General features: G+C 61.7%; 10 protein-coding genes and 2 pseudogenes. 3 read left to right on the plus strand and 9 right to left on the minus strand.

The window, feature by feature from the left end; genetic code table 11:
* The first annotated feature begins 6 nt into the window (after window positions 1–6).
* Window positions 7–711 carry a TIGR02281 family clan AA aspartic protease gene (locus NP945_RS11085; protein ID WP_127270820.1) on the plus strand — a complete coding sequence of 235 codons (705 nt, stop codon included), beginning with the start codon at window positions 7–9 and terminating at the stop codon, window positions 709–711.
* A 10-nt stretch (window positions 712–721) separates the two neighbouring features.
* Here NP945_RS11085 and dusA read toward each other — a convergent pair whose 3' ends face one another.
* A complete protein-coding gene (dusA, locus tag NP945_RS11090; protein WP_256746363.1) occupies window positions 722–1,720 on the minus strand; it encodes a tRNA dihydrouridine(20/20a) synthase DusA in 999 nt (332 codons plus the stop codon).
* 625 nt (window positions 1,721–2,345) lie between these two features.
* On the opposite strand from dusA, the pseudogene NP945_RS11095 reads away from it, so the two are divergent.
* Window positions 2,346–2,459, plus strand: a pseudogene (locus NP945_RS11095) (conjugal transfer protein TraD); the annotation flags it as partial.
* Between the two features lie 77 nt (window positions 2,460–2,536).
* On the opposite strand, the pseudogene NP945_RS31985 reads toward NP945_RS11095, so the two are convergent.
* The 8 genes and pseudogenes from NP945_RS31985 to NP945_RS11130 all read right to left on the minus strand — a co-directional run.
* Window positions 2,537–2,732 (minus strand): annotated as a pseudogene (locus NP945_RS31985) (DUF932 domain-containing protein); the annotation flags it as partial.
* A 376-nt stretch (window positions 2,733–3,108) separates the two neighbouring features.
* Window positions 3,109–3,924, minus strand: coding sequence for an ABC transporter substrate-binding protein (locus tag NP945_RS11100; RefSeq protein ID WP_164895707.1), 816 nt, complete (start codon window positions 3,922–3,924; stop codon window positions 3,109–3,111).
* A gap of 38 nt (window positions 3,925–3,962) precedes the next feature.
* On the minus strand, window positions 3,963–4,622 hold the full coding sequence (locus NP945_RS11105) for an amino acid ABC transporter permease (RefSeq protein ID WP_127270814.1): 660 nt from the start codon (window positions 4,620–4,622) through the stop codon (window positions 3,963–3,965).
* The gene (locus tag NP945_RS11110) at window positions 4,619–5,263 is read right to left on the minus strand and encodes an amino acid ABC transporter permease (protein ID WP_127270812.1); all 645 of its coding nucleotides are present in this window, start codon (window positions 5,261–5,263) and stop codon (window positions 4,619–4,621) included. The genes NP945_RS11105 and NP945_RS11110 overlap by 4 nt, the downstream gene beginning before the upstream one ends.
* Window positions 5,260–6,021: an amino acid ABC transporter ATP-binding protein gene (locus NP945_RS11115; RefSeq protein WP_127270696.1), complete on the minus strand. Its 762-nt coding sequence runs from the start codon at window positions 6,019–6,021 to the stop codon at window positions 5,260–5,262. Before NP945_RS11115 ends, NP945_RS11110 begins: the two co-directional genes overlap by 4 nt.
* A 39-nt stretch (window positions 6,022–6,060) precedes the next feature.
* Window positions 6,061–7,230, minus strand: coding sequence for an FAD-binding oxidoreductase (locus NP945_RS11120; protein ID WP_256746364.1), 1,170 nt, complete (start codon window positions 7,228–7,230; stop codon window positions 6,061–6,063).
* 62 nt (window positions 7,231–7,292) lie between these two features.
* Entirely contained in the window at window positions 7,293–8,573 is a 1,281-nt protein-coding gene (locus NP945_RS11125) for an aspartate aminotransferase family protein (RefSeq protein ID WP_256746365.1), read from the minus strand.
* A 103-nt stretch (window positions 8,574–8,676) separates the two neighbouring features.
* Complete coding sequence (locus tag NP945_RS11130; protein ID WP_206622063.1) at window positions 8,677–10,284, minus strand: aldehyde dehydrogenase family protein; 1,608 nt, start codon at window positions 10,282–10,284, stop codon at window positions 8,677–8,679.
* Window positions 10,285–10,514: 230 nt separating this feature from the next.
* On the opposite strand from NP945_RS11130, the gene NP945_RS11135 reads away from it, so the two are divergent.
* Complete coding sequence (locus NP945_RS11135) at window positions 10,515–11,351, plus strand: IclR family transcriptional regulator (RefSeq protein ID WP_256746366.1); 837 nt, start codon at window positions 10,515–10,517, stop codon at window positions 11,349–11,351.
* The last annotated feature ends 99 nt before the right edge of the window (window positions 11,352–11,450 follow it).

Here is an 11,450-nt window from a genome sequence, read left to right on the forward strand (position 1 = left end):
GTGCGGATGAGCCGGTTGTTCTGGATTTTGATGGCCGCGATCGGGGTGGGAGCAGTCCTGCTCATGCTCAATGATTCCGCCGGCAGCACGCTCGGCGTCGAGAACAACGATTTCAGCCGGCTGATCTGGCTCGGTGCCTTTGGCGCCCTTATCGGCGCCGGCCTGCTTCGCTCGGGCCGACCCCTGGGCGCCATGGCCCGCAATCTCGGCGCCTGGGCGGCGATCGCACTCGCGCTGATCGCCGGCTACCAGTATCGCTATGAGTTGCAGGATGTCGCCAGCCGGGTGACCGCGGGCCTTGTTCCCGGCAGCCCGCTTGCGCTTGGCGTCGAGGACGGCCACGCCACGGTGACGCTCGACAAGGCGGACAACGGCCATTTCGAAGCGCGCATCCTGATCAATGGGAACCCGGTCCGGGCCGTGGTGGATACCGGCGCAACCAGCACCGTGCTGACGTCGCAGGATGCGCAGGCCGCCGGATTCAATCCAGCGGCGCTCAACTACACCATACCGGTTTCGACCGCCAACGGCATGGCACGCGCCGCGGCCGTGAAAACCGATCAGATTGCGATCGGCGGCATCATGCGCAGGGATATGTCAGTGATGATCGCCGCACCCGGCATGCTCAGCCAGAGCCTGCTCGGCATGAACTTCATCGGTTCATTGTCGGGTTTTGACGTGCGCGGCGACCGCATGATCCTCAGGGATTGATCCCCGAAGCTCAAGCCGCTTCGGCTGCTGCGCCACCGAACTCGACGGCCGCGTAAGCCGTCTTCAGCACGTCCGGGCCGGCCCCGGGTTTTGTCGCGTCCGTGGACAGGATCTGCCGGTAGCGGCGCGCACCGGGCAGGCCATGGAACAGTCCGACCATATGGCGGGTGACATGGCCAAGCCGCCCACCCTGCTCGATATGGCGTGCCGCATAGTCCGCCATCGCATCGATCAGCGCGGCGAAATCGAACGGCTCGGACTGGACGCCGTAGAAAGCGGCATCGACGCCGGCCAGAATGCCGGGCGTGTGGTAGGCGGCGCGGCCAAGCATCGCGCCATCGACATGACCGAGATGCTTCTGCGCCTCTTCAATCGACTGAATTCCACCATTTAGACCTATGAATTTGTTATTCTTTTTTGCCTTCAGTCGATAGACTCTGCTGTAATCGAGCGGCGGGATGTCTCGGTTTTCCTTGGGACTCAGCCCTTCCAGCCACGCCTTGCGTGCATGCACCCACAACGCGTCGGCGCCGGCATCGAAAACCCCATCCGCCAGCGCATCCAGGGCCGGCTCCGGATCCTGCTCGTCGACGCCGATACGGCATTTAACGGTCACGGGGATCTTCACCGCCGCTTTCATCGCCGCGATGCAGCCGGCGACGAGGTCCGGCACTTTCATCAGGCAGGCACCGAACGTGCCCGACTGGACGCGGTCTGACGGACAGCCGACATTGAGGTTGATCTCGTCATAGCCAAAGGCCTCGCCAATGCGGGCAGCCTCGGCGAGCTTTTCACGATCCGAGCCACCGAGCTGCAGCGCGACCGGATGTTCCACCGCATCGAAGCCGAGCAGCCGCTCGCGCGCGCCATGGATGACCGCGTCGGCCACCACCATCTCGGTGTAAAGCAGCGCATGGCTTGTCAGCTGGCGGTGGAGGAACCGGCAATGCCGGTCCGTCCAGTCCATCATCGGGGCCACGGCCACTTTATGATCTTGATTTTTCAGCATTTTTTCTTTAACATCAAATCGTTAGAACCTGCCGAGTGCAGACGAATTTACGTCAGAATACGACCCTTTTTCGCCACGCTCTCAGTGCACACGGAGCGCACACGAAAAAATGGCCACCTACACAAAGCTCTCGTCCGGGTCCTGGCGTGTCCAGGTCCGTCGCAAAGGTCGCTACGTCAGCGAAACCTTCCTGCGCCGAGACGACGCACGCCGCTGGGCGACGAAACCGAGCGCCAAGTCGTCGCGGTGAGACACCGACAAAGTCTCGAACAGCGCGCCTGAAAACCTTCGGCGAACTCATCGACCTTCATATCGACGACATGTGCGATGTAGGCAAGTCCCCTCGCTGCTCCAAGGCCGCGGCCCTCGCTTTGTTCCAAAGACATCTCGGCAAGTGCAACATCGCGGCTCTCGATCGCGAGCGGCTCATTCGTTTCGGCCGTGACCGGGCTGCCCAAGGTGCTGGACCGGTGACGCTAGGCATCGACATCGGTTTCGTAAAACTCATTCTGGCTCATGCCGCTGCGGTGCACGGGCTGCCCGTCAAGGTCGAACCGGTTGACCTCGCGCGGATCGCCCTGAAGAGGCTTGGCCTCGTTGGCAAAGGCAACCAGCGGGATAGGCGGCCGACAAATTGCAGAGCGCTGAAGGCGAGCATGCACGAGATCTATGGGCCGCGAAGGGTCGGCAGGCGTTCGATGCTGAACGGCGTGAAGAGTGGATGGGACGGCGAACTTAGCCACGGTTGGCGCGAGCAACGGCCAGCACGAAGCCCGAACAGCAGACTTCCGCCGGTGCGCCAGCGCCGCAGTCAAGCTTGCGCAATAAGTTTTCGCGCTCTTCGTCACTACCGGCGACAATCTTCTCTCGGAAGGGCGCAAGACTTGAGTTGGCGAAGCTCGTCAAAGCAGGCGCTGCCCTAGGAGCAAACTTCAAATGCCAGATCGTGTTCCCCTCGAAACCTCCCGCGCCCCACAGATGCGATCATGCACACTGCGCGTTGATAGAAGCTCTATAGCCAAGGTGCGAGCCAGCGGCACTGCTCTGCACAGCAGGAACGGGCGTAAAGCGAGAGAAGCTCCTCGCCTTGGATGAGGTCGGCGAGCTGACAGTCGCCAGTGTCTCGGGCTGAAGCCAATCGACCAGCACTGCCACGTCCCATTCGTCAGGCTGGGTCCTGCGGTTCAATCGACATCTGGTCGCCCGGCGAGGCCATGATCCTGCCGGCGTCCGAATTGATGTAGGCATCGGCGGCGACGTAGTCGACGGCAGGCATTTAGCACACGCTCGGGTCGCAGCCGCGCAGCAAACGTCCAGGCCGCCCGCCTCACCCGGTTTTCTTCCTAAAAACGGGGGGCACAGGCGGAGCGGCCCTTCATACCAGCGGCTTACTCGATGACGCGGGCGTCACCGACATCTGCGGCTGACGGATCAAGCCCGTAAGCCTTGAGCGCTTCCGCGATCGCGCCATCCTTGCGGTAAGCTTCTAGGGACGTGTCAACGGCCTTCGCAAGATCCTCGTTGCTCTTGTCCAGCAGGAAGGCGGTCTGCGACGGGTTCATGGTCGCATCGATGCGCGGATCTTGTTTCAGCGCATTTACCTTATAATTCTGTCCTTCGTTCTGAATGACAGCGGAGCCGAAGCCGTCGAGCGCCGCCTCAATACGACCGGCATGAAGGTCCTGCGCGAGGTTCAGCGACGACGGATAGGTCTTGGAGCCTTCGTAAAGCTTCTCCATGTCCTGGACCCATAAATATCCTTCAACGGTGCCGACCTTCTTGCCCAGCAGACCATCGACAGTATCAATGCCGTTGGTCGAGGTGACGGACAGTTGGTCGAGATAGACCGGCGTAGACAGAGCGACGACCTTCGCGCGGGCGGCGGTACGATAGAAGCCGCCAAGCGCGATGTCCGCGCGCCGCGACTGAACTGCGGAAACCGCGCCTGGATATGTGAAGATCTCATAAGCGATCTCCAGGCAGTTCTCCTTGGCAAAACGCTTCACGAGATCGCCGTCGATACCCGCGATGCCGCTGTCTTTTTCGAGCGAATACGGAGCGGTGTTGGTAAGCGCGACTGTGAGTTTGCCCGCTGACACGGTTTCGAAAACGTGCTGCGGCTTGCAATCCTGTGCGGACGCGACGCTGGCACCCAAGGCCGTAGCAATGGCCGCGGCCGAGATAATCTTACTCCAATTTTTCACTGTGCTCTCCTCTGACATTGATGGTTTTTGATTGCAGGTCAGCCGAGATGGCTGCCCAGCCTACGTTCGGTGTACGAGACCAGCCACCCGAACGGGACGGTGATGGCGAGATAGAACAGGCCCGCCAAGATCAGGACATCGAGGTAGAGGTAGGTGGCCGCACCCACGCGATAGGCGCGCGCCAGAAGTTCGGGGATGGCGATCGTGTATGTAAGGGCCGTCGCCTGGAAGATGAGAATGGCAAAGCCCATCAGTGCGGGTATTGCGAACAGGATTCCTTGGGGGATCACTACGAAGCGCAGGATGTCCCGGCGGGTCATGCCGAGCGCCCAGCCCGCCTCGATCTCACAATGCGGAACCGCGTTCAGACCGGCGCGAAGGATCTCGCTGGTGTAGGCGCCTGTCGTTAGCGCCAACGCAATCACGCCAGAGGTGAAGGCACTTACGGTCATCCCGGAAGCAGGCAATCCATAGTAGACCATCTGCAGGACGACGAGTGCAGGCGCACCACGCCCGATCTCGACCAATACCACCGCGAAATAGCGGACGAGCCTGTTTCCAGAGGAAGAGGCAAGCGCAAGAACGAGGCCGATAGGCAATCCGAACAGCAGCGCCAGGCCCGCCAACTGAAGACTGACAATAGCTCCTTGGAAAAGCTGGGGCGACCAGTCCAGCCAGTTAGCCAGCATCTCGCTCATTTCGCTTGCCCCCTTGAGCGCAGCCGCCCGTCCACGGCGCGTGCCAACACGACAACGGGTATGGACAGCACGATGTAGAGAAGCGCGGCGAAAATGAACGGCGCGAAGCTGCCGCCGCCGCCTTGAGCCTGCTGCGATGCGTACATCATCACGTCGCGGACACCGATCGTGGAGGCCACGGTCGTGTCTTTGAGCAGGCTAACAAGGAAGGTCGCCATGGGTGGAACCGAGACGCGCAGGACCTGCGGCGCCAGGATATAGCGCAGCGTATCCAGGCGCGACATACCGAGCGCCGTGGACGCCTCCCGCTGGCCCTTCGAGAGGGCCAGGAAGCCACCCCTATAGATTTCAGCGAGATAGGCCGTTGATACCAACCCCATGCCCAGGATGGCAGCCTGATATGAACTGAGAACGATCACTCCGCTGCCCAATCCGAAGAAAATAATGAACAGCCAGACGATCGGCGGGATTCCTCGGACAACGTCGATGTATAGGCGCGCCGGCGCGCTTAGCAGAAGCAACCGGGAACGTCGCATCAGCACCAGCGGCATGGCTGCGATGGCCCCGACTCCGAAAGCGCCGAAGGTCACCAGCAGCGTGGCCGGAACGCCTCTGAGCAGTGAAACCAGCAGGTCGATCATCTGCGATCGACCACGGCACGGAAGAACTGCCGCGTGCGGGGCGACGACGGATTGCGGATCACGGCATCAGGCGGACCCTGCTCGATGATCTCTCCATTAGCCATGACGATTACGCGGTCGGCGACGTCTGCGGCAAAGGCGATCTCGTGCGTGACGATGATCATTGTCATGCCTTCCTGGGCGAGCTCGCGCATCACGGCCAACACCTCAAGCCCGAGTTCGGGATCCAGGGCGCTCGTGGGTTCGTCGAAGAGCATCACCTTGGGGTCAAGAGCCAGGGCGCGTGCGATCGCGATACGCTGCTGCTGGCCACCCGACAGGCGCGCCGGATAGGCTTGCGCCTTGTCCGTAAGGTGTACGCGTTCGAGCAATTGGGCGGTGCGCGCGTCCGCCTGCTCCTTGGTGCGCCCCAGAACCCGCATCTGCGGCAGCGAAATGTTGCGCTGCACGGTCATGTGCGGAAACAGGTTGAAGGACTGGAAAACCATCCCGGTGGAACGTCGGAGCCTCAGCAGCTCTCCGGCGGACAGATTGCGGTCGACCGAAAACCGGATGGCACCCACTTCAAGGGTGCCGGATGACGGCTGTTCGAGCATGTTGATCGCGCGCAGCAGCGTGCTCTTCCCCGCGCCGCTGGGTCCGACGATCGCCACGACCTCGCCGCGCGTGATGTCGAGCGAGACGTTCTTCACGGCGTGATGGCCGCCATAGATCACGTTGATGTTCTTGATGCGTACGATATTTTCTGCCTCGGGCATGGCTTCTTTGTCCTTGCGCTAACGCCGGTGTCCCACTGGTCAAGCCGCCGCAGTATGTGTGCCCGGAACGTTTCTTTCCGGAGTTGGAGCGAGACTTTCGGTGCCTGGGATCGATGCGGGAGAGCCCTTGAGCACCCAGTCTGCGACGATCAGCCCAATCACCGGCGCAAGCTGAATCCCGTAGCCGCCCGCACCGGCCGCGGTGATCAGACCGGGCTCCGACTGATCGACTGGTCCGACATAGGGACGGTGGTCGGCGGTGACAGGGTAGAGGCCTGCCCAGCCCCGGCCGAGCCGGGCGCCCGGCAGATCAGGCAGGCGTTCGATCAGCATCTCGGCCAGCATGACCTTGGACCCTTCCTCGCACTGCTCGTTATAGTTGTCCGGATCTTCGGGCGACGGCGAACTTACCTTGTGTATCTCGGCGATGAGCTCGCTCGCTTTCTCGTGCCGAAAGTTGAGTCCGGTGCCCTGCCCGTTCACCAGATCCATGACCATCGGCATTGTGTACGGGAGCGGCGCGTCCAAGTGGATTGTCAGCGCCTCGTGGCGCTCCGGGTGGATGTGCAGCGTCTGTCCGAGCATCTCGGCAACGCGTGGCGCCCAGGCGCCTGCCGCATTCACGACGAAGTCGCAGCCGATCGGCCCCTTGCTGGTGTCCAACCGATAGCCACCGGATGTCCGCGCGGCACCAAGCAGCTTGCGGAACTGGAAAACCTCGGAGCCGAGCTTCTTCACCTGTTGCGCCAGCAGCGTGCACATTTCGTGGGGATCGAGGAAGCCGTCGTCCGGCCCGAAGATGCCGCCTTCGAGCCCATCTGAACTCAAGTGCGGCACGAGTTGCTGAAGCTCGTTCGCCTGGTAGACCCTGGATCTGAAGCCGGCATCGCGCTGGATCTCCACCGAGCGGGCGAACAGTTCCATCTGCTCGGAGGTGCGCGCCAGACGCAGGTAGCCGATAGGGCTGAAGCCGAGACCGAGGCGCTCTTGCCACCGGCGGACGCGCTGCACCGATTGCATGCGCAGCTGTATCTCGAACGGATCCGTGAGCTGTGTCCCAACGACCCCGACCGAGCGGCCGCTGGATCCTGACGCAATGGATTGTGCGTCGATGACGATGACGCGAGCGCCCTGTTCCGCGAGCGCGTGCGCAGAACACATACCGAGGGTACCCGCACCGATGACGACGACGTGAGGAGAAGCTGTCATGTGACTTCCATCTGTTGCTGCGTCGTCCCGTGCCGGATGGATCCGGCGCTGGACGCGCTACGTCATTGCTTCGGAGCGATTGCTGCGAGGGCGCCGTCGATTGCGGAAAGGATCTCGCGTGCGTCTTCCTCGGTCATGGAGGTGGAAAGCGCGAAGAGTCCGTAACTCGCCGAAAGCACGCCGCGGTCGAGCAGACCCTTGTGGAACAGGTCGAGTTTCATGCGTTCGGACGCACCCGGATAGACTGACCGGTAGTCCGTGATCGGCAACGCCGTGAAATGAACTTTGAAGAGCGAGCCGAGACCGACGCACTGCCCGTTGAGGCCATGGCGAGCAAGCGAGGCCGTGATGCCCTCGCGAAGCAGGCTGCCGATAGCGTCCAGATGCGCGAAGCTAGCCGGGGTCAACGCGCGCATCGCCGCCAGACCGGCTCGCATCGTCACCGGGTTCGCGGTGAAGGTGCCGCCATGCGGCAATGCGGGCTTGCCTCGTGTTGGATCGAACACCGCCATCACGTCGGCGCGGCCGCCGACGGCGCCGACCGGGAATCCTCCGCCGATGATCTTGCCGAGAGCCGTCAGATCGGGCGTGATGCTCCACAGGCCCTGCGCCCCCGAATAGCCAAGGCGGAGCGAGATCACCTCGTCGAAGATCACCAGCGAGCCGGCGGCATGAGCGATCTCGACCATCGCGTCGAGATAATCCTTTCGCGCGGGAATAAGTCCGGCGCGGTTCGGCATCGGGTCGATCAGAACACCCGCTATCGTGTCGCCATGCGCGTCGAAGACGGCACGCAGCGCCTCCGTATCGTTGAACGGCACCGCGATGACATCATCGAGAACTCCCTTCGGCGTGCCTTTCGCGTATGCCGTTGAGGCAGGCATGTCGCCCCAGTTGGCGGGCGAACTGTCCAGGCTGACTTCCGCGAAGTCGTAGGAGCCATGGTAGGCACCTTCGATCTTGACGATCTTCGACCGCTCGGTGAACGCCCGAGCCGCCTTGATCGCCATCATGACGCCTTCCGTGCCGGAGTTGGCGAAGCGAACCTGCTCGACTGACGGAAGGCGCTCCACCAACAGTTCAGCAAGATCAAGTTCGCTCTCGGTGGGCGCTCCGAAAGCCGATCCCCGGGGCATCTGGTCCACCACCGCGGCCGTGACGGCGGGATGGCCGTAGCCATGGATCATGGCCGTGAAATTGTTGATGCAGTCGTAGTAGACGTTTCCATCGACGTCCCAGACGCGGCAGCCCTCGCCGCGCTGGGCATAGATCGGAAACGGGTCGATGAAGACCGTTGTCCGGGTGTTTCCTCCCGGCATGACCTTGCGGGCCCGTTCGAACATCTCGCGGGACTTCGGCATTGAATCTGGATAGTGGCGCATAATCTTGTAAACCGATGAAGGACACAGTCTTGGATGGCCGCGACGAGGGCGCGACCTCTTTCGATCACTTGGTCATGATCGTGTGGCTCTGCTCGCGCAGGTACTGTGGCAGGAACCAGGAGCCGAGACCGCCCTTGCCGCTGACCCCGGTGCCTTTCCAGCCGCAGAATGGCTGCGCGCCTGGCCATGCACCCGTCGTTGCGCCGCTCGCACGGTTGGCATAGAGAACCCCCGCTTCGGCGGTGTCGAGGAAGTGACGCAACTCTTTCTGGTCGTTGGTAAAGATGCCGGCCGACAATCCGTAGGCGATGTCGTTGCCCTCTTCGATCGCGGCATCGAGACTATCAAAACCGCGGACGACCACGAAAGGCATGAAGAGTTCGTCGCGGGTCAGCCGGCCCGGACCATCAAGTTCGACCACCGTCGGCAGGACGTAGTTGTTCGCAAAGCCCTGGCCCAGGGCGGCGCCCCCAAAATGCACCTTGCCTTTGCCCTCGACTTCCGACAGCGCTGCCTGGAAACGGCCGACTGTGGCGTCGCCATAGACAGGGCCCATAAAGGTCTCGGCCTTACGAGGATCTCCGACCACCAGCTTTCCAGCGAACGCTACCAGTTTCTCGATGAATTCCGCCTTGACCTTCTCGTCGACATACACGACCGAGCATGCGGAGCACTTCTGGCCTTGCAGGCCAAAAGCGGAGCGCGCCACCCCCTGCGCCGCGCGGTCGAGGTCGGCCTTGCTCGTCACGTAGGCGGGGTTCTTGCCACCCATTTCGGCGATGACGGGCTTCATGTGGGGCAGCGTTGCCATATGACGGAAGATGCTCATGCCGGTCTTATGGGAGCCGGTGAATGCAACGCCGTCGATGCCGTTATCGGTGGCAAGAAGGCGCCCCACCTCTCCATCGCCAAGCACGATGTTGAAAACACCTTCGGGCAAGCCCGCTTTGCGAAGCGTTTCGGCAATCAGCAGTCCGGTCAGCGCGCAACCCGGCGACGGCTTGTAGACCACCGCATTGCCTGTCAACAGCGCACCCGTGACCATGCCGATCGACAAGGCGAGCGGAAAGTTGAAAGGAGCGATGACCGCGAAGACGCCATAGGGTTTCATGACGCTCGTAGCAGTCTCGTTTTCGACCAACACGTTCATGGGCCGGACGAACCCGTTGTTCGCCTTCATCTCCGATGCGTAGTACTCGACCATGTCGAGGCATTCCTCGGCTTCGCCGACTGCCTCGATGCGGGACTTTCCGATCTCGTAGAGCGCCGCCAAACCGAGGTCATATTTCCGCTCCGCCAGTGCCTCTCGCCAGCGGGCGCCGAATGCAAGGCGATCGTCCAGCGTCGAACGGTTCCAGGTCTTCGCGCCGGCCCGGGCTGCCTGGATCGCGGACTTGACGTCTGACGGGGTTGAAACCGGGAACTTGCCGAGAGAGATCTTCTTGTCGATAGGGCTCAGGATCTCTTTCCGAGCGCCAGTCGCAAACGGCGTCGACCACTCGCGACCCAGTGTGTTCTTCTCGAAATCCGGGATCATTGCATCGAGGTGAGCGTGAACAGGGGAAAAATCCACCCCGATGTTCGAGTAGGTCACACGCGGGAGTTCAGCCATTTCAAGTTCCTCCGAAAATCGGTATTTATCCCGATAATCAGGATTTGGCTTGCGAGTCAATCGAGGGGACCATAAAATGGAAATAATACCGAATTTCGGTATTATTCGTGAGGAGGTTTCGGGTTCGGGTTACCTGGCGGAGCCCGACAGCCGAGGGCGTGCGGCCGTTCGGCTATTCTACGGAGCCCCTCGGACTCGAGGCGCGGCGGGATAACGAGAGACCGACCTTGCCCCTCACGTCTGTTTTGAACGATAACCTTCTTGCAGTCGCAATTGTCAGATCGGCGTAGGTGCCCTTGAATACGAAATCGAAGAAGCCGAGCGCCAAGGACAGTCCCCTCGAGCGCTACATCTCGATCATGGAAACGGTCGCGCCGTTCGAGCATGGCTTGACGGCGATCGAGCTCGAAACGACGCTTGGACTGCCCAAAACCACGATCAACAGGCTGCTGCATGCCTTGATCGAAAGCGGGATGATCACCGCCGAGAGCGTTCGCAATCGGACATACCGCCTCGGCGATCGCTTGCTGCAGCTGCTACAGATGTCTCCGGATAGCGGCTGGCTGACGACGCTCGCGCAGCGACCGCTTCAGGATTTGGCCGACCGCACCGGCCAGTCGGCGTTCCTGTCGAAGTTCGACGGTACCGAGGTGCGCTCGGTCACCTGCGTCGCGCCCGATACTCCGGTCCGGACCTATGTCATGCCGGGTATGGCCATGCCTGTAAATGCGACCGCTTCGGCCAAGGCGATCCTTGCGTTTCATCCGCAGGAGACCGTGAACAGGATCCTGGCGACCGAGCTGCGCAGCTATACCGATCGGACTAAAACGAAGATCGCAGAGTTGACCAGGGAATTGGCGGAGGTTCGGCAGCAGGGCTATGCCATGGACCTGGCCGAGCATGTTCCGGGCTTGGGCTCGATCGCATTTCCGATAAGGCCGACGAGCGGTGAGGTGATGTACGCGGTGGGACTTACGGGACCCTACGGTCAGATCATAGAGCAAAACTTCAAGCAGCATTGCTCGGCGCTCGCAGAAGCCGCCCAGCGCATGGCGAAGCTGGCACAGATGCACGCCTACAACGGATCGGCTATGGCCGCAAAGAGTGCTGCAGCGGATCAGCGATAGGTCGGTGCTTGAGAGGCCGGTCACTCGCGCGAAGAGATGTTGCGTGTTGAACCGAGAATGTAGTTCGCGAATGGTCTCGACGGAGGTGCGAGTGCTTAT

The sequence above is a fragment of the Mesorhizobium sp. LMG17149 genome (genome assembly GCF_024518695.1).
GTDB lineage: Bacteria > Pseudomonadota > Alphaproteobacteria > Rhizobiales > Rhizobiaceae > Mesorhizobium.